The following is an 18,624-nucleotide window of genomic DNA, read 5'->3' as shown; positions in this document are numbered from 1 at the left end:
AATCCAAAAAAATCTATCTTTTGGTAATATTTCTGCCGAATACTCTTCCGTCTTTCAATGTAAAACGCAGAATATATACTCCCCAGTCATATCCTGTCATATTGATTTTAAGCTGACGGTTCAGCCCCGGAATATTCTGCTGTTGGAATTTCCAATGTACCGTACTGTGTTGATATAGAGAAACAGATTCTATAAGTTGGTCTGCTTCTTCAGTCCAGTCGATGGTAAGAATATCGTTGACAGGTACAGGATATAATCTTATCTGTTTCCAGAAAGTTTTTTCATCCATGATAGAAGCTTGTTGCAATGCAGTTACTGTTTTAGTCTCTTTTTTTGCTGCTTCTGCCGGAGTATTTTTTCCTGCAGTATTAGGGCCTCTGTATCTTTGGTTCCCGGCCTCATCGTATTTGAAATAAATCTCGGTTTGAGAAAACCCGAAAATGCTTATAAGTAGAGAGAATATCGAAAGTAATTTTCTTTTCATCAGTGTGTCTATTTTTTGGTGGAAAGGATTTGCTGAACCTGTTTTTTTAATTCTTTTATATCTTCAGATTGAGATTTTAAAGTTTTGTTCTCTTCCTGAAGACTTTTTATCTGCTTATTCTGCTCAATGGAATAAAGAGTTAATTCTTCAATTTTTTGTAAAAGTTTAATTTGGAATTCTCCAACATTTACCCCTTCTTTTTCCATTACTTTTGCAGAAGCAATTTCAGGAAGATGTTTTTTCTCTTTAATGTGTTTTTCTACATCTTCGAGTTTTGGTAGATCATAATACTCATCAAAAACAAAATCGGCTGTTGGTGTAAGCGTTACCTTAACCTCTTTTGCTTCAAATTTACCTTGAAGAGATGCATTTCCATTGGGCATGATGGCCATTTGTATTTTCTTATTGGAAACAAAATTTATAGCTCCTAAACTTGTACTGTTGTTATCATTTTCGATGTTAAAATCACCATAGCTTCCATATCTGAATCCACTACCTGTATATGCAGAATTGAGTTCTAGGTTAGCAGTAGTATGATATCCTATACTCACCATCGTACTACCTCCGGTTGGACCTGAGGCATCAAATTTACCAATGACTAAATTTTGATTATTTGTATTCTCTTTAAGGACATGTAGTTTTGCATTGGGGTCACTGGTTCCAATACCAACATTCCCATTGTTTAATAATTGTACTAAAGCCTCAGATGTTTGGAGTTTAATACCACCATACCACTTGATATCCAAGCCATCTGAACCCGCTACAGGATAATGGGTTAGGTAATAGTTTGTGGGATCTGAATTTCCATATAATTTGTCAAAAGGGATATTTTGAGAAAATAGTGTTCCAAATACAGCTATTCCGATAATTGATAAAATTTTTTTCATAAAATGGTATAATTGTTTCTTTTTAAATCTTAAAAATATTTTTGTAGTTTACATGAGGTAGCCGTTAATTTAATAAAGATCCTTTGATCTTATATTTTATAAACATCTCTTTATATATTCTGTTGGTAAAGAATTAAGTATATAGTTTTTTCACTTTACGAGGAGATTTGTGTGCTTTTGCAAAATTAAATAATATTTGAATTAAATCCATCTAACCTTAATATATATCATCCAAAAGAGAACTATTGGGCTTTTAGTTGAATAAAAAAAGAAAAATATTTAATTGATCTTTTTAATGAATAAAAAATATTAATGATAAATTTTGAAATTCGGAGGCAGATTAAAATACACCACACCACCCAAACCTCCACTCCAATGTCAAGAATATATTAAATACCTCATATAATATTTTCGTTTTAGAAAAAAACTCTACCTTTGTTCATATGAATCTGTTAAGATGGATACTTGCATTTTATTTCATGGCATTGTCACTGATGCCTTGTGAAGATGTGCACCGTCCTTCAGGACAGGGAGATACAAAGCTGTCATTCAATATGGATGAGTCTCATTCAAAAGACAGAGGAGATATTTGTTCTCCGCTTTGTGCATGCAGCTGTTGCCAGATGACGGTGTCGGCTTTCAAAATGGATCCTCTGTTTGAGGTCCCAAATCATGTTCAGGCTTATTTCTCAAAGAAAATTCTTTTTCAGAAAAACAACTTTGCATACCAGGTATACGACCATATCTGGCAGCCCCCTAAGATTTAATTTTTGTTGATTAATAGAAAGTTAAGGCTTTCTTTCTGTTGAACTTTGCAATTTCATTGCAGAGATCTTCGTGATATTTTTGCATCGGCATTACCGCCGCATGCAGTTATTACCCATAAAAATTAAATACAGATCGTGTTAGATAAAATCATAAAATTCAGTATCAAAAACAAGGTGATCGTCGGAATTATGACCTTGCTTCTGATCATCTGGGGAGTTTGGAGTGCTACAAAACTTCCCATAGATGCTGTTCCTGATATTACCAACAATCAGGTTCAGATCATTACCGCATGTCCTACACTGGCAGGGCAGGAAGTGGAACAATTGGTTACTTTTCCCATAGAACAGAGTATTGCCAATGTCCCGGATATCGAGGAAACCAGAAGTATTTCAAGATTCGGGCTTTCCGTAATCACTGTGGTATTCAAAGAAAATGTAGACGTTTATTTTGCCAGACAACTCATTAACGAACAGTTGAAAACGGCGGTAGAAGAAATTCCCAAAGGAGTCGGGACACCCGAACTCGCACCTGTAAGTACAGGTCTTGGGGAAGTCTATCAGTATATTCTTCACCCTAAAAAAGGAAGCGAAAAAAAATATTCAGCCAAAGAACTCCGTACCATGCAGGACTGGATTGTCCGAAGACAGTTGAACGGAACACCCGGAGTAGCTGAAATCAACAGCTTCGGTGGAGAATTGAAACAGTATGAAGTAGGAGTGAATCCCGACCGTCTCAAAGCAATGGGAGTCAGTATTTCCGATATTTTTACAGCTTTAGAAAAAAATAATCAGAATACCGGAGGAGCCTATATAGATAAAAAACCAAATGCCTACTTTATCCGCGGAATCGGTTTTGTAACTTCATTGGATGACATCAGAAATATCTCCGTAAAAAATGAGACCGGAAGCGTTCCTATATTTATCAAAGATGTTGCAGATGTGCGTTTGGGAAGTGCTGTTCGTTATGGAGCACTGACTTACAACGGGAAAGTAGATGCAGTAGGCGGCGTTGTAATGATGCTGAAAGGAGCCAACAGTAATGATGTGGTAAGTCTTATCAAAGCTAAGATCCCTACCATTCAGAAGTCGCTTCCTGACGATGTGGTCATAGAGCCCTTCCTGGACAGAACAGATCTTGTGGACAGAGCTATTAATACCGTAGAGAAAAACCTTATTGAAGGAGCTTTAATCGTTATTTTCGTTTTAGTGGTCTTTCTCGGGAACTTCAGAGCCGGGCTTATTGTGGCTTCAGCGATCCCTCTGTCATTGCTTTTTGCTTTAGGAATGATGAATGTTTTTGGCGTAAGTGCCAATTTGATGAGTCTTGGAGCTATAGATTTCGGGCTCATTGTAGATGGTGCCGTAATTATTGTAGAAGCTACACTGCATGTACTGCAACACAATAAGAATTATAAAAACAGTCTTACCCAGATCCAGATGGATCAGGAAGTGGGAACGGCAGCTTCCAAAATGATGAATAGTGCCATATTCGGACAGATTATTATCTTAATTGTATATGTACCTATCCTTACGCTGGTAGGAGTAGAAGGAAAAATGTTTACACCGATGGCCAAAACAGTAGGATTTGCCATTATAGGAGCTACAATCCTTTCTATTACTTATATTCCGGCAGCAAGCGCCTTGTTCCTTTCAAAAAAGATAACCCATAAAAAAACCATCAGTGACAAAATGATGGATTTTCTCCAGAAGATCTATCAGCCGATGCTGCAAAAAGCGGTGAAAGTAAAATATATCATCGTTTCGGTTACTGTCTTTATTTTTGTCATCAGTGCTTTTATCTTCAAAAATATGGGAGGTGAATTTATTCCTCAGCTTCAGGAAGGAGATTATGCATTCCACTGTATTCTTCCGCAGGGAAGCTCACTCAGCCAGAGTATAGAAACTTCTATGCAGGCATCCAGAATCATCAAGCAGTTTGATGAAGTGAAAATGGTAGTCGGGAAAACCGGATCCGCTGAGGTTCCTACCGATCCTATGCCTCCGGAAGCCACCGACCTGATTGTCGTATTAAAACCACAAAGCGAATGGAAGTCCAAAAAATCCTATACGGAACTGGCGGATGAAATCAGTGAAAAGCTGGAAACCATTCCGGGCGTATTTTTTGAAAAAAATCAACCGATTCAGATGCGTTTTAATGAATTGATGACAGGGATCAGGCAGGATGTTGCCGTTAAAATTTTTGGTGAAAACCTGGATTCGCTGTCTATTTATGCAGATAAAGTAGGAAAGATCATTCAAACCGTGGATGGGGCAACAGCTCCTCAGATTGAAAGAGTAAGCGGTCTTCCCCAGATTAATGTGGAATACGACAGAACCAGAATGGCCAATTACGGATTGAATATAGAAGATGTGAACAATGCTGTAAGTACGGCCTTTGCTGGAAAAGCAGCCGGACAGGTTTTTGAAAATGAAAGACGTTTCGACCTTGTAGTCCGTCTCGACAGTCTTCACAGAACGAGTATCAGTGATGTGAATAATTTAATGATTGCAACCAATACCGGAGCACAAATCCCTCTTTCCCAAGTAGCGAATGTAAGCTATAAACTTGGCCCGGCACAGATCAGCCGTGAAGAAGGAAAAAGGAGAATCGTGATTGGGTTTAATGTAAAAGGACGGGATGTACAGAGTGTGGTGCAGGATATTCAGGCCAAACTGGATAAGCAGGTAAAACTGCCTTCCGGATATTACTTTACTTACGGAGGCCAGTTCGAAAACCTTCAGGAAGCCAGCAAACGTTTGATGATAGCTGTTCCTGTTTCCCTGTTTCTCATCTTTATGCTCTTGTATTTTACATTCCATTCATTCAAGCAGGCGGCATTAATTTTTACTGCCATTCCAATGAGTGCGATCGGAGGAGTATTTGCACTTCTTTTAAGAGACATGCCGTTCAGTATCAGTGCCGGAATTGGGTTTATTGCCCTGTTCGGGGTAGCGGTTCTCAACGGAATTGTTTTGATCGGAACCTTTAACCAACTGGAAAAAGAAGGTGAAACCGATGTGTTGAAAAGAGTCTATGAAGGAACAAAAACCAGACTGAGACCTGTTCTCATGACCGCAACAGTGGCCTCATTAGGATTTTTACCAATGGCCATTTCCACGGGAGCCGGAGCAGAAGTACAGAAACCTTTGGCTACAGTAGTAATCGGAGGACTGGTGACAGCCACATTCCTTACCTTATTTGTTTTGCCGATGCTTTATATTATTTTTAATACGAAGATTAAAGGAAGAATTAATAAAATTAAACCTGTCGCTACAATTCTTGTTCTTGGATTTCTGATGTTCGGGCAGACATTTAAAGCCCAAACCCGTCAGATCTCCGTAGATCAGGCAGTAGAAATGGCGACGGAAAATAATCTGGTTTTAAAATCGAAAGATCTGAGTATAAAATCAGCGGAAGCCCTCAAAGGAACAGCCAAAGAACTTCCGAAGCTGAATTTTGAAGCGCAGCTGGGGCAGTACAACAGTCCAAAATTCGACCAGTCGTTTGCCATTTCTCAAAGCATTCCTTTTCCTACACTGTTCAAAGCGAGAAGAGAACTGATTACAGAAAATATCAAAAGCCGCCAGATCAGTAAAGAAGTTTCGGTGAATGAACTGACAAAACAGGTAAGAAGCTACTACTATCAGATAGAATACCTTCAATACAATAAATTTAAGCTGAAGGATCTCGATAGCCTTTACCAGGATTTTATCAGGATTGCTACCGTAAGATTTAAAGCAGGAGATATTAAGAAAATTGAAATTAATACAGCAGAAACCCAGAAAGGAGAAATCAGTCTGCTGCTGAGACAGAATGAAGTCTATTTAAACAATGCCTATAAAAATTTAAAGACATTACTGAACACGTCAGAAGATTTTGAAGTTCCGTTTAAAAAAGAGTATGAACCTTTAAAAACAGAGAATATTCTGGACAGCGGTTCTGTAGCCAATAACCCTACAATAAAAGCTTTCTATCAGGAAATGGAGATTGCTGAAAAGAATAAGAAGGTTGAAAAATCTCAGGGACTTCCAGAGTTCAGCCTCGGATTGACAAGCCAGTCGCTGATTGGTTTTCATACCAAAAACGGACAGGAGAAATTCTATAATGCAGGCGACCGTTTTAACTCTTTTTCAGTAGGCGTTGCCATTCCTTTGACTTTTGGAGCTACAAAAGCAAGGATACAGGCTTTGGAATATGATAAACTTGCCGCCGAGACCAATGCCAAAATGCAGCAGAAACAGCTTACTGCACAGCTGGAAAATGCTTTGGGACAATACCAGCAGGACATACAACAATATGAATATTATGTAAGTCAGGCTATTCCAAACGCAGAAAAGATTGTAAAAGCAGCCCAATTAGGGTACAAAACAGGAGAAATCTCTTATGTAGAATATCTTTTTGCCCTGCAGACCGCAACCAATATCCAGTTAAAATATTTAGAATCTATCCAGCAGGTGAACCAATCTGTAGTTACTATTAATTCAATTATCAATAAATAACATGAAAATAAAGCAAAACATCATATACCTTACGGTCACGGCTCTTTTACTCATAAGCTGCGGGAAAAAAGAAACCCCGGCAGAAAAAAGTGAAACGAAAACCGAAAAGACCGAAGCTGCCCATGAAGAAGGTCCGCAGACTATTGCAGCTTTAACGGCAGAACAGATGAAATCGGTAGGGATAACTCTAGGGCCTGTGGAAATGAAAGAACTGACTTCCACAGTCAAAGCCAATGGAATTCTCCGGGTTCCCAATAATAACAAAGCAACCATCACCTCTCTGTACGGCGGAGTCATCAAAACCCTTACCGTGCAGGTAGGAAGCATCGTAAAAAAAGGACAGGTGATTGCAACCATCGCCAATCCCGATTTTATCCGCTTACAGGAAGATTATCTCACAACGAACAGTAGAATTACCTATGCAGAACAGGAATACAGAAGACAACGGGAACTTTTCGATAACGATGCAGGGGCTAAGAAAAACCTGCAAAGTTCAGATGCAGAGCTCAGAACATTAAGAACCCGGAAAGCTTCTCTTTTAAGACAGCTTCAGATGATGGGTATAAGCCCCGGAAAAGTCAGTAATTCCAATATGAGATCAGGACTTGTCATTACAGCACCTATAAGCGGAACCGTAAGCAGCATTTCCGCTCAGATCGGAAGTTATGTAGATGTTTCTTCTCCTGTGGCGGAAATTATAGACAACAATTCTATTCACCTGGATCTTCAGGTTTTTGAAAAAGACCTGCCTAGAATGAAAGTAGGGCAGATTGTTCATTTTAAACTGACCAATAATCCGGAAACAGAATATGATGCCATGGTATATAGCGTAGGTTCTTCTTTTGAGAATGAAAGCAAAACCATTTCTGTGCATGGAACCGTGACCGGAAATAAAGCAGGCCTGATAGACGGAATGAATATCACCGGAATCGTAAGCCTAGATAAAAATACAACCCCTGCCGTTCCGAATGAAGCCATTGTAGAAGCAGACGGGAAGTATTACGTTTTCGTTCGGACAGATAAAAAGGCTGAAGAACATGAAGAAGCTGCTGCCGAAGGTGGGGAGAAAAAAGAAGAAAAAGGCGGACATGCCGGAGAGCAGGAAAAAACCGTGAATTTCGAAAAAGTGGAAGTAGTGAAAGGAACTTCAGATATGGGTTATACCGCAATTACGCCGGTAGGACAAATTCCGCCGGATGCCAGAGTTGTGGTGAAGGGAGCATTTTTTGTGAATGCAAAACTTTCTAATTCTGGAGGACATGAACACTAACAAACACAATGAAATTTAAAAATTATGGCTTTAAAAGAAGAACTTGAAGATCAGGGAAACTGGCTGTTTAAGTATCGGAGTTTCCTGCCAATAGGGATTTTGTTCATCGGGCTGGTTGTTTTCATCCAGACCAATCTGGAGAAAGAAACCACGGACTGTATGGTTTATTATGAAATTTTCTGTCTGTTTGTAAGTCTCGCAGGGCTCGGAGTCAGAATATATACGGTAGGCCATACACCCAAAAACACTTCGGGTAGAAATACGGCAGACGGGCAAGTCGCAGACACCCTTAATACAACAGGAATATACAGTGTGGTGAGACATCCGCTGTATCTTGGGAATTTCCTGATGTGGCTTGGGCCTGCTCTGATGACAGAAAATGTATGGTTCATTATTTCCTTTATCCTTTTTTATTGGATTTATTACGAAAGAATCATCTATGCTGAAGAACAGTTTTTGGAAAGAAAATTTGGGGATATTTATAGAAACTGGTCCGGTAAAGTACCGGTTTTTATTCCTAAATTAGATTTTTTTACAAAGAGCAGTCTGTCGTTCAGCTTGAAAAAGGTACTGAAGAAAGAGAAAAACGGGCTTTTCGCTGTGTTTTTAATTTTTATGATTTTCGATTTAATAGGAGAATGGGTTAAAAACCATACTCATTACAATATGCTTTTTATAGTAGGATGTGCCTTGACTATGATTATTTACATTGTACTTAAAATAATTAAAAAAAGGACCAACTATCTGGAAAATAACAGGTAAAATCTGATAAAAATTCGAGCTATGCTGTTAAACAAAAAAATATCCATCTGGTATTTCATCCGTGAAATAAAAACCCAGATCCTGTATATGGGAATATTTGCCGTGTCCATAGGGCTGTTAGATCTCCTCCCGTGGTTCCGGAAAATTTCCCTTCCCCTCAATATTCCGGCACTTTTAGGAACAGCGGTATCTCTGTTGCTGGCTTTCAGAACGTCTCAGTCTTATGAAAGATGGTGGGAAGCCAGAACCGTTTGGGGAGCCATAGTGAATGATTCGAGAACATTGATCAGATTGGTTATACAGTTTTTTCCTGCCGGGGAAGACAGGATCATAAAGGAATTTGCAGAAAGACAGATCATCTGGACCTATGCTCTTGGTGAATCTTTAAGAAGGCAGCCTTTCTCAGACAGGGTTCAGAAATATCTGGATGAGCATCACATCAAAGCCGCCAATATTCCGAATGCACTTTTGGATGCTCATTCCCGACAGCTCAGAGATACGGGAGCAGCATGCGGACTGACGGATTTTCAGCAAATGCAGCTGAATGATATCATTACCAGGCTATGCGACAGCATGGGAAAATGTGAAAGGTTGAAAAATACTGTTTTTCCAAGATCTTACAGTATTCTGCTGCATACATTGATCTACGTGTTTGCTGCCATACTTCCGTTTGGATTGGATGATGGACAGCTGGCAGTTGAAATCATCATTACTTTCCTTGTTCCTGTGATGTTCCTTGCCATAGAAAAAACATCCATCATTATGCAGGATCCATTTGAAAACGGCCCTGTTGATACCCCTGTGACCTCGTTGGCACAGACCATAGAAATTAATATTAAACAAATGACGGGAGATGAGAATGTCCCTGTGAAAAAAGAGAATTCTCTGTATTACGAAATGTAATTCATTAAAATTTAAAAAACATGGAAGAAATAAAAATACAGACCGCTTCACCGGCAAGCAGGCACAAAAAGAATCTGCTTTTTGTCCTTCTTTTAAGTGGAACGTATATGATTGCTGAGGTGATTGGCGGGATTGTCACGCAGAGCCTCGCACTTCTCGCAGATGCCGCCCATATGCTCACCGATGTTGTCGGGTTGCTTTTGGCATTCATCGCCATCAAAATAGGAGAGCGGAAAGCGGATGCCGGAAAAACATTCGGGTACTACAGAACAGAGATCCTGGCAGCAGTAATTAATGCCGTTATATTGTTAGGGATTTCCATTTATGTACTTTATGAAGCTTTTCAACGGTTCAAAAACCCACCGGAAGTACAGAGTAAAACTATGCTTATCGTAGCCGGTATCGGACTTATCGTCAATATTATCGGAATGATGATCCTTAGAAAAGATTCTGAAGGAAGTCTCAATATGAAAGGGGCGTACTTCGAAGTGCTTTCCGATATGCTTACTTCAATAGGCGTAATGATTGCGGGAGTTATTATGCTCACAACAGGTTGGTATTATGCAGATCCGATTATTTCTGCTGCGATTGGCCTTCTGATTTTCCCAAGAACATGGCGTTTACTGAAAGAGGCTATTAACGTTTTGCTGGAAGGAACGCCAAAAGATGTAGATATTCATGAGTTGCGTAAATACTTGGAAGGAATTCCGGGAGTGAAAGATGTTCATGATCTTCATGTGTGGTCGCTTACATCCAGTGTGAACGCGATGAGCGCGCATGTTGTCAGAGAACAGGGAACAGCTCAGAATCAATTGCTGAAAACCTTAACGGAAACAAGCATGGAAAATTTCAAAATTCATCATACCACATTTCAGATAGAAGAAGAAGGCTATGAAGAAAAAGAAGTTCATCTTTAAATTGTAATTAAAAATGAAAAAAGATATAGAAAACAAGCTCATAGGCAAAAACACCAAACCTACGAGCATGAGAATTCTCGTGTATGATTTTCTAAGTACACAGGATGCGGCGCTGTCTCTTTCAGAAGTTGAAAATTATTTTGATAATGCAGACAGAACCACCATCTACCGTACCCTGAAAACTTTTGAAGAAAAAGGAATTGTACACAGCATCCAGGAAAATGCAACTACAAAATATAAATTATGCGAGGACGATTGTAACGAAAAAACACATAAAGACTGGCATCTGCATTTTTACTGTAAAATATGCAAACAAACTACCTGCAGAGAAGATATTTCTTTTCCGGAAAACATACAGACCAATTTCAGGATAGATGAAATAAGGCTCTTCGCCAAAGGAATCTGTGAGAACTGCCTCGAAGGTTTGCAATAGCATTGCATTGAGTATAACCCTAATTTTACATAAAAATATTAGTTATGGAAGAATGTTGTAGTACAAAACCAAAAGAACAGGACAAACATGTTCATTCCGAAAATGACGGGCACGATCACGATCATTCTCATGATGCCGGGGATAAAACGGTTTTCCAGATGTTTCTTCCTGCCCTTATATCTTTCGCGCTGTTGCTCATAGGAATAGCACTGGATAATTATATAAAAACAGAATGGTTTACAGGCTGGGTACGTTTAGTCTGGTATCTGGCGGCATACGCTCCTGTAGGGCTTCCTGTTTTAAAAGAAGCCTATGAAAGCATTATAAAAGGAGATGTATTTTCCGAATTTTTCCTGATGGGAATTGCTACGGTAGGCGCATTTATAATCGGAGAGTATCCGGAAGGAGTTGCGGTAATGCTTTTCTATTCGGTAGGTGAAGTATTCCAGGGAATGGCTGTTTCAAGAGCAAAAGGAAACATCAAAGCATTGCTGGATCAGCGACCAGATGAGGTAACGATAATTGATGGAAGCCAGCCCAAAACCATAAAAGCAAAAGAAGCCAAAATTGGTGATATTATCCAGCTTAAACCGGGAGAAAAATTGGCGCTGGACGGCGAATTGATCACAGCATCTGCTTCATTCAATACCGCAGCGCTCACCGGAGAAAGTAAACCGGATACCAAATCAAAAGGCGAAGCCGTACTGGCAGGAATGATCAATATGAACAGCATTGCCCTTGTGAAGGTGAACACTGCCTATGAAGACAGTAAATTGAGTAAAATTTTGGAGCTGGTACAAAATGCGACCGCCCAAAAAGCTCCGACTGAACTGTTCATCAGAAAATTTGCAAAAGTGTACACCCCGATTGTTGTTTTTCTGGCCATAGGAATCTGTCTTTTACCTTATTTCTTTGTCAGCGACTATCAGTTTAGAGATTGGCTGTACAGAGCATTAATCTTCCTGGTAATTTCATGCCCGTGTGCACTGGTAATTTCTATTCCGCTGGGATATTTCGGAGGAATTGGAGCCGCAAGCCGGAACGGAATTCTGTTCAAAGGAAGTAATTTTCTGGACAGTATTGCAGAAATACAAAATGTGGTAATGGATAAAACCGGAACCATGACAGAAGGCGTATTCAAAGTACAGGAAGTAAACATTCAGCCGGGATTCAGTAAAGAAGAAATTCTGAAGCTGGTCAATGCCCTTGAAAGTAAAAGTACACACCCTGTAGCAACTGCCATCCACAATTATGCAGGCGAAATAGATCATTCCATTCCATTGGAAGACGTAGAAGAAATTGCCGGACATGGTCTAAAAGCTTCAGTTGATGGAAAAGAATTACTGGTCGGTAACTTTAAGCTGATGGATAAATTCAATATCAGTTACGATACCAACCATTCCAATATTGTTTATACCCTTATTGCTGTGGCGTATGATAAGAAATTTGCGGGCTACATCACCATTGCAGACAGTATAAAAAGCGATGCCAAAGAAACCGTTGATAATCTTCACAGAATGGGCGTAAAAGCAACCATGCTGAGCGGTGACAAAGGAACTGTGGTGAAATATGTGGCAGACCAGCTGGGTATAGACAGTGCTTTCGGGGACTTACTGCCGGAAGATAAAGTGAATAAAGTAAAAGAGATCAAAGCTAAAAAAGAAACCGTAGCCTTTGTTGGAGATGGTGTAAATGATGCTCCTGTAGTTGCTCTCAGCGACGTAGGAATTGCCATGGGAGGTCTCGGTAGCGATGCCACGATTGAAACGGCAGACGTTGTGATCCAGGATGACAAACCAAGTAAAATACCAATGGCGATCAATATTGGAAAGCAGACTAAAAAAATAGTATGGCAGAACATTATTTTGGCCTTTGCTGTAAAAGCAGTTGTTTTAGTCCTGGGAGCCGGAGGATTGGCTACCATGTGGGAAGCTGTATTTGCTGATGTAGGAGTTGCTTTGCTGGCTATCCTGAATGCTGTGAGGATTCAAAGGATGAAGTTTTGATAGGGGAGCAGGTAGCAGGTAAATAGGTTGCAGATGATAGGTGTTAGGTAGCAGCTAAAAGTGATACATAATCAATATTAATATTATATCCGTTTTAAAATAATTACAACCCACCCAACCTCATAGGTTTCCAAAACCTATGAGGTTTTTTATGAAAAATCCCCAAGCTTGTACACCCAGTAAGGAAATAAAAAAAACACCACATACTCAGCACTATAAAATTTTATCGGAGATAAAATCCTCGCGCCTTAAAAACAGCTTTTTGTCATATTTCTTGCTGTTGCGATTAATAACCATAATCCTGTTTTAGAATAATTATGACTAAACCTATGAGGTTTTTTATGAAAAATCCCCAAAGCTCGAACACCCAGTAAGGAAATAAAAAAAACACCACATACTCAGCACTATAAAATTTTATCGGAGATAAAATCCTGGCGCTTTAAAAACAGCTTTTTGTCATATTTCTTGCGCCCTTGCGATTAATAAACTCTAACCTCTCCACTTTTATCACAACAAAAACCTCCACAAGAAAACAAAACACCCCATTAAAAATAATCAATGACATTCATCATAAAATAAGATATAAACCCAATTTGAGTAGTATATTTGTACAACAGAACTGATCATTGAGATTTTTTATTTCCATATTCATCATCTTCACCATTGCATTACGCCCTGTTTTGCCATTGGTTAATTATGCCGTGAACTATGATTATATTGTAAAAAACCTTTGTGAAAACAGAAATGTACCTCAGTCTACGTGTAAAGGAAAGTGTTATATAGGGAAAGAACTGGCGAAAACAGAAAAGCAGACCAACAATTCCCAGGTCATCAAAATATCCGTACTGGATGTTTTTGTTTCCGGCGATACTCTTTTATCTTTTATCCTGAAAGATTCTGATGCGGAAGCTCAGATCATGCATTCAGAGTATACCATTCATCATACTTCAGACTATTTCTCCAGGATATTTCATCCTCCTTTAGTTTAATATTCCTTAACTATTCTTTTAGTTTTTTCTCAAGATGTCTTCGCGCTTTGTTGTTCAACTTTGTTTTCAAGGTTGCAATGAAAACGGCGGTTATCTTTGGGTTAAAGATTAATTGACACATTCATAATACAATCAATTTCAATTTAAAATTAAAATGAAATCAAAAATTATTTTAACTGCATTCTTGTCAGTTTCATTATTCGCCTGTGCACAGGAAACCCCTAAGGTAAAACATAAAAAGAGCTCTGTATCTTCAAAATCGAATGTAAAGAAAGTCAAATTTGCCAATGCGGAAGACCCTATCTGTCATATGAAAACAGAAGATGATATGAAGGATACGGTGGTTTATAAAAATAAAACGTACGGTTTTTGCAGTAGCTTATGTAAAGATGAGTTCAAAAGAAATCCTGAAAAATATGTCCAAAAATAATAAAGCCCAAACCGAAACCAAAAAAAAAGTAATCATTCCGATTGCGATTTTTGCCTTGTTGTTTCTGGGGATAGGCATAGGAATGGGATATTTTAAAAAGAACCTGTATACGGTAATGAAGGTTCCCGATTTTGAACTGACCGACCAGAATAATAAAAAGATCACCAATAAAGATATGCTGGGGAAAGTATATCTGGTAGAGTTTTTCTTCAGCAGATGTCCTACTATTTGTCCGGTAATGAACCGTAATATGAGATTTATTGAAGATGAGGTGAACAGCCCGGAATTCGGGATTGTTTCCATAAGTATTGATCCGGAAAATGATACACCTGCGGCCTTAAAAGAACATGCTAAAAGGGTAGGCGCAAAATCCCCGGACTGGCATTTTCTTACCGGAGACAGAGATTATATCGGAAAGCTGGCCGACCAGTTCAATATTTATGTAGGCGATAAGGAAGACGAAAGCGAAAGTCTTAACCACAGCGGAATGATTGCCCTTGTAGACAAAGAAGGGAACATCCGCTGCAGATACAATAAAGATAATATGCCGATCCTGTATTATTCAGGGTTGAATTATGAAGATCCGGAAGGAAAGACCCCGAAGTTAAATGGAAAATACCATCCGGACCGGGAAATCCTGATTGAGGATATCAAGAAATTATTGAAATAAAGTAAGGAAGTCTGAAGATGGATGAGGAAAGTTAATGATGAGGTTATAATGAATGATGGTTATTATGTTGAAAGAAATAAGAAATCAGATGAAGTCGTAATAAAGAAGCAGAGTGGTTTTCAGATTGAAATAACTTTCTGTATCCATCTTCCATCTTCCTTTCTGTAAGTAAAAAATATTGTTAAACCATAAAAACAAAACGTTATGAAGATTTTGAAAATAGCAGCTTTAAGCGCGGTATTTACTGCACAGTTTGCTTTTGCACAGTTTAAGCAGACTCCGCTTCCGTATGCATACAATGCGCTGGAAGGTTCAGTAGATGCACAGACCATGGAAATTCACTATTCAAAACACGCGGCGGCTTATGTTGCGAATTTGAATAAAGCCATTGCCGGAACACCACAGGAAAAGCAGACCCTGTTTCAGATTCTTTCAGGAGTTTCGAAATTGAGCCCGGCGGTGAGAAACAATGCGGGAGGGCATTACAACCACGAGCTTTTCTGGACGGTAATGACTCCGGTAAAAAACACCCAGCCTTCTGAAAAACTGGCTAAAGCGATCAATGAAACATTTGGCAGCATGGACGCGTTCAAAGAAAAGATCAGTAAAGCAGGAGCAGACCGTTTTGGTTCAGGATGGGCATGGCTTTCGGTAGATAAAAACGGAAAGCTGTTCGTGTCTTCTACCCCTAATCAGGACAATCCGCTGATGGATGTAGTAGAAGAAAAAGGAACCCCGATTTTAGGAATTGATGTTTGGGAACATGCATATTACCTGAAATATCAGAACAAGAGAGCAGATTATCTTACAGCCATCTGGAATGTACTCAACTGGAAAGAGGTAAGCAGAAGATATGATGAAGCGGTAAGCAAAAAATAACAGATGAATTTAATTTGCAGCATATTCCTCACGATTTACATGGTATTCAGACCTCTGATTCCATTAATGGAGTATGCTGTAAATTATACCTATATTTCTACCGTTCTTTGCGTCAATAAAGCAAAACCCGAGCTTCACTGTAACGGAAGGTGCTATTTGAGTAAAGAACTGGCCAAAACCAACGATTCAGATTCCATCCCATTAAACAAAACCAAAAGTTCCGGACAGAAGATTCTTGATCACTGCACCCTTCCGGAAATTACGGCTATTCTGAAAACGGAGAAACCTCTTTCTCTGAATTTTAATTTTCTCTATGAAACAGCATATTCTTTTCTGTTTCTGAAACACATTTTCAAACCACCGGTTTTTTAAGTTCAGTTTTAATCTTTAAAAATCTACAAAAGCATAAAGAATACCTAGAATATATACTTGTTTAATTCAGGTACCCTTCTATGTCAATGTTCAATGCACTTTAAATAACTAAAGTGTCAAAAAACTTTTGTGCCTTTTGTAGTTGAGAATATTCTTTTTTAACCACGGAATACGCAGAGGAACACAGATGTTTATTCAAATATTTTTGAACCATTAAGAAGAATGAAGATGATAAGAAGAGTGAAGATAAAATCAAATGATTTTTTAAGCTCGCGCAGATTGAGCGGCTTACGCAGATCTTTTTTATCATACCAAATAAAATCTTTGATTTTTTATAAAACCTCAGTGTACTTTTTTGCAGTAGGATTTTAAACTGAAAACTAAAGTGTCAAAAACTTTTGTGCCTTTTGTGGTAAAAAAATGAATGTTTACTCATTCATCAACATTTCTATTTCAAAAATTCAACTTAAAAAATCAAAATGAAAATTTATAAATTTTTATCATTATTATGTATTGCGTTTAATCTGTTCACTTTATCATCATGTCGTAACAGCGATGACGATGATCCGCAGAGTGAAGAGTCGGGGAACATTCAGATAAAATTTGAAAACGGATTTAATAATCTCGGGAATATTGTATTAAATCAAACCGTTCAGACGTCTGCTGCAGGACAGAAACATAACTTTTCAACCCTTAAATACATCATCAGCAATATTACTCTGATTGATGAGGCCGGAAATGAATTTAAATACAATGAAAATAATCCGGATAAAGGAGCTTTTATCGTAGATCAGGCAGATGCAGTGGCAGGAGTTGTTTATCTTGACCTGAATGGCATTCCGAAAAACAATTACAAAAAAATAAAATTCGGACTTGGAATCAGCCAGAAGGCATATCTGTTGGGGCAGGACGGACAGGCAGAATTCTGGACGAAAGCGAAACAGAAAGGAATGACCTGGTCCTGGGCGGCAGGCTATGTTTTCGTAAAGCTGGAAGGAAAGTACGGAGCCGGTACGGCAGATACCGAATTTATGAACCATACCGGAAATATGGGAAATACAACCGCTAATAATACACCTGATCTTTACCGGGAAATTACGTTGAATTTACCCATTACTGCAAGAGTAACCTCACAGGTAAGACCTTCTGTTCATATCCTTGCCGATCTTAATCAATTTCTGAGTGGAAGCAAGACGCTTTCTCTTAATACAGGAAATAGTATGATGATGGGCTCAGGACAGCACCTTGTAGACGTTACGGATAATCTTACAGCCATGTTTAAAGTAGATCATGTTCATAATGATTAGGATTTTATTGAAAACGATACTGATTGTCATTACTTTTTTGAGCTGTATATCCTGTGCAGATGAAGTCATGCAGCCACTGGAAAAAGATGAAGCCTACAGTCTGCAGTTTCCGTCTTATTTTCCTGAGATGACTTTTGATGCATCAGCAAATCCGGTTACGAAAAATGGAGTGGAGCTGGGCAGAAAATTATTTTATGAAGGAAGGCTTTCCCGAAATAATACCATATCATGCGGTTTCTGTCATATTCAGGAAAATGCTTTTACCCATCACGGGCATAATGTAAGCCACGGCGTTGATGACCGGATCGGAATCCGCAATGCACCGCCTATTCAGAATATGGCTTTCCTGAAGCGGTATATGTGGGACGGAGTGATTCACAATCTGAACGAGCAGCCCATTAGCCCTATCACCGATGTTAATGAAATGGATAGTTCTATTCCTGAAGTGATTGCTAAGCTAAAGAACGATCAGAAGTATAAAAAATTATTCATGGCTGCTTACGGTGATGAGAATATGACCGGAGAAAGAATATTGAAAGCCCTTTCACAGTTTATGGCAAGTATGATCTCCGCAGATTCTAAGTATGACAGATTCAAGCAGGGAAAAGAAATTTTTACAGCTGAGGAATCCCAGGGAATGACTCTTTTTAATCAGAAATGCGCCTCCTGCCACAGCGGAGAACTGTTTACGGATGAGAGTTTCAGAAATACGGGGATGTATTACAATACCCAGTTCAAAGATGCCGGGCGTTACCGTGTGACCCTTGAGCAGAAGGACTGGATGAAATTTCGTGTGCCCAGCCTTCGAAATATAGAATATACCGCGCCGTACATGCATGACGGTAGATTTTATACCCTGGAGGCGGTTCTTAATTTCTATTCGGATAATGTAGAAGATAATCCCAATCTCGATCCTCAGATGAAACAGAATGGGCATATCGGAATTGCCATGAATACACAGGATAAGCAGTTTATTCTTGCCTTTCTGAAAACGCTGTCTGATAAAAACTTTATTTCTAATCCAAAATTTGCAGAATAATTCTGCTAT

General features: G+C 38.9%; 17 protein-coding genes. 15 read left to right on the top strand and 2 right to left on the bottom strand.

Annotated features, from left to right (window positions below):
• Positions 1 to 13: 13 nt before the first annotated feature.
• Positions 14 to 484 carry a hypothetical protein gene (locus ACM46_RS01380; protein WP_048504827.1) on the bottom strand — a complete coding sequence of 157 codons (471 nt, stop codon included), beginning with the start codon at positions 482 to 484 and terminating at the stop codon, positions 14 to 16.
• A gap of 8 nt (positions 485 to 492) precedes the next feature.
• Complete coding sequence (locus tag ACM46_RS23590) at positions 493 to 1,371, bottom strand: hypothetical protein (protein ID WP_053082652.1); 879 nt, start codon at positions 1,369 to 1,371, stop codon at positions 493 to 495.
• Between the two features lie 443 nt (positions 1,372 to 1,814).
• On the opposite strand from ACM46_RS23590, the gene ACM46_RS01370 reads away from it, so the two are divergent.
• From ACM46_RS01370 to ACM46_RS01300, 15 genes are all read left to right on the top strand, one after another.
• Positions 1,815 to 2,138 (top strand): DUF6660 family protein, encoded by a 324-nt coding sequence (locus ACM46_RS01370; RefSeq protein WP_048504826.1) that lies wholly within the window; start codon positions 1,815 to 1,817, stop codon positions 2,136 to 2,138.
• A gap of 135 nt (positions 2,139 to 2,273) precedes the next feature.
• Positions 2,274 to 6,638, top strand: a complete 4,365-nt coding sequence (locus ACM46_RS01365) for a CusA/CzcA family heavy metal efflux RND transporter (protein WP_083997308.1) — start codon at positions 2,274 to 2,276, stop codon at positions 6,636 to 6,638.
• Position 6,639: 1 nt separating this feature from the next.
• Positions 6,640 to 7,908: an efflux RND transporter periplasmic adaptor subunit gene (locus tag ACM46_RS01360; protein ID WP_048504825.1), complete on the top strand. Its 1,269-nt coding sequence runs from the start codon at positions 6,640 to 6,642 to the stop codon at positions 7,906 to 7,908.
• A 24-nt stretch (positions 7,909 to 7,932) separates the two neighbouring features.
• Positions 7,933 to 8,670, top strand: a complete 738-nt coding sequence (locus ACM46_RS01355; protein WP_048504824.1) for a methyltransferase family protein — start codon at positions 7,933 to 7,935, stop codon at positions 8,668 to 8,670.
• A 21-nt stretch (positions 8,671 to 8,691) separates the two neighbouring features.
• Complete coding sequence (locus tag ACM46_RS01350) at positions 8,692 to 9,573, top strand: bestrophin family protein (RefSeq protein ID WP_048504823.1); 882 nt, start codon at positions 8,692 to 8,694, stop codon at positions 9,571 to 9,573.
• A 20-nt stretch (positions 9,574 to 9,593) separates the two neighbouring features.
• Positions 9,594 to 10,490, top strand: a complete 897-nt coding sequence (locus tag ACM46_RS01345; protein WP_048504822.1) for a cation diffusion facilitator family transporter — start codon at positions 9,594 to 9,596, stop codon at positions 10,488 to 10,490.
• A gap of 13 nt (positions 10,491 to 10,503) precedes the next feature.
• Entirely contained in the window at positions 10,504 to 10,923 is a 420-nt protein-coding gene (locus tag ACM46_RS01340) for a Fur family transcriptional regulator (RefSeq protein ID WP_048504821.1), read from the top strand.
• A gap of 44 nt (positions 10,924 to 10,967) precedes the next feature.
• Positions 10,968 to 12,929, top strand: a complete 1,962-nt coding sequence (locus ACM46_RS01335; RefSeq protein WP_048504820.1) for a heavy metal translocating P-type ATPase — start codon at positions 10,968 to 10,970, stop codon at positions 12,927 to 12,929.
• 626 nt (positions 12,930 to 13,555) lie between these two features.
• The gene (locus ACM46_RS01330; protein WP_048504819.1) at positions 13,556 to 13,918 is read left to right on the top strand and encodes a hypothetical protein; all 363 of its coding nucleotides are present in this window, start codon (positions 13,556 to 13,558) and stop codon (positions 13,916 to 13,918) included.
• Positions 13,919 to 14,072: 154 nt separating this feature from the next.
• Positions 14,073 to 14,348: a YHS domain-containing protein gene (locus tag ACM46_RS01325; protein WP_048504818.1), complete on the top strand. Its 276-nt coding sequence runs from the start codon at positions 14,073 to 14,075 to the stop codon at positions 14,346 to 14,348.
• Positions 14,335 to 15,018 carry an SCO family protein gene (locus ACM46_RS01320; RefSeq protein ID WP_420911823.1) on the top strand — a complete coding sequence of 228 codons (684 nt, stop codon included), beginning with the start codon at positions 14,335 to 14,337 and terminating at the stop codon, positions 15,016 to 15,018. The genes ACM46_RS01325 and ACM46_RS01320 overlap by 14 nt, the downstream gene beginning before the upstream one ends.
• A 204-nt stretch (positions 15,019 to 15,222) precedes the next feature.
• Entirely contained in the window at positions 15,223 to 15,897 is a 675-nt protein-coding gene (locus tag ACM46_RS01315; protein ID WP_048504817.1) for a superoxide dismutase, read from the top strand.
• A 3-nt stretch (positions 15,898 to 15,900) separates the two neighbouring features.
• Positions 15,901 to 16,269, top strand: a complete 369-nt coding sequence (locus tag ACM46_RS01310) for a hypothetical protein (protein ID WP_048504816.1) — start codon at positions 15,901 to 15,903, stop codon at positions 16,267 to 16,269.
• Between the two features lie 479 nt (positions 16,270 to 16,748).
• Positions 16,749 to 17,576: an MbnP family protein gene (locus tag ACM46_RS01305; RefSeq protein ID WP_048504815.1), complete on the top strand. Its 828-nt coding sequence runs from the start codon at positions 16,749 to 16,751 to the stop codon at positions 17,574 to 17,576.
• Positions 17,569 to 18,615 (top strand): cytochrome-c peroxidase, encoded by a 1,047-nt coding sequence (locus ACM46_RS01300; RefSeq protein WP_048504814.1) that lies wholly within the window; start codon positions 17,569 to 17,571, stop codon positions 18,613 to 18,615. Before ACM46_RS01305 ends, ACM46_RS01300 begins: the two co-directional genes overlap by 8 nt.
• Positions 18,616 to 18,624: the final 9 nt, after the last annotated feature.

This window comes from Chryseobacterium angstadtii, assembly GCF_001045465.1.
Taxonomy (GTDB): domain Bacteria; phylum Bacteroidota; class Bacteroidia; order Flavobacteriales; family Weeksellaceae; genus Chryseobacterium; species Chryseobacterium angstadtii.
The sequence above is the reverse complement of the archived record's forward strand: the minus strand, read 5'-3'. Positions and strand labels throughout refer to the sequence as shown.

Coding starts and splice junctions, on each gene's coding strand:
- ACM46_RS23590 (WP_053082652.1), bottom strand. CDS start 1,371: ATGAAAAAAATTTTATCAATTATCGGAATAGCTGTATTTGGAACACTA.
- ACM46_RS01345 (WP_048504822.1), top strand. CDS start 9,594: ATGGAAGAAATAAAAATACAGACCGCTTCACCGGCAAGCAGGCACAAA.
- ACM46_RS01325 (WP_048504818.1), top strand. CDS start 14,073: ATGAAATCAAAAATTATTTTAACTGCATTCTTGTCAGTTTCATTATTC.
- ACM46_RS01350 (WP_048504823.1), top strand. CDS start 8,692: ATGCTGTTAAACAAAAAAATATCCATCTGGTATTTCATCCGTGAAATA.
- ACM46_RS01370 (WP_048504826.1), top strand. CDS start 1,815: ATGAATCTGTTAAGATGGATACTTGCATTTTATTTCATGGCATTGTCA.
- ACM46_RS01360 (WP_048504825.1), top strand. CDS start 6,640: ATGAAAATAAAGCAAAACATCATATACCTTACGGTCACGGCTCTTTTA.
- ACM46_RS01355 (WP_048504824.1), top strand. CDS start 7,933: ATGGCTTTAAAAGAAGAACTTGAAGATCAGGGAAACTGGCTGTTTAAG.
- ACM46_RS01340 (WP_048504821.1), top strand. CDS start 10,504: ATGAAAAAAGATATAGAAAACAAGCTCATAGGCAAAAACACCAAACCT.
- ACM46_RS01310 (WP_048504816.1), top strand. CDS start 15,901: ATGAATTTAATTTGCAGCATATTCCTCACGATTTACATGGTATTCAGA.
- ACM46_RS01320 (WP_420911823.1), top strand. CDS start 14,335: ATGTCCAAAAATAATAAAGCCCAAACCGAAACCAAAAAAAAAGTAATC.
- ACM46_RS01305 (WP_048504815.1), top strand. CDS start 16,749: ATGAAAATTTATAAATTTTTATCATTATTATGTATTGCGTTTAATCTG.
- ACM46_RS01300 (WP_048504814.1), top strand. CDS start 17,569: ATGATTAGGATTTTATTGAAAACGATACTGATTGTCATTACTTTTTTG.
- ACM46_RS01335 (WP_048504820.1), top strand. CDS start 10,968: ATGGAAGAATGTTGTAGTACAAAACCAAAAGAACAGGACAAACATGTT.
- ACM46_RS01380 (WP_048504827.1), bottom strand. CDS start 484: ATGAAAAGAAAATTACTTTCGATATTCTCTCTACTTATAAGCATTTTC.
- ACM46_RS01315 (WP_048504817.1), top strand. CDS start 15,223: ATGAAGATTTTGAAAATAGCAGCTTTAAGCGCGGTATTTACTGCACAG.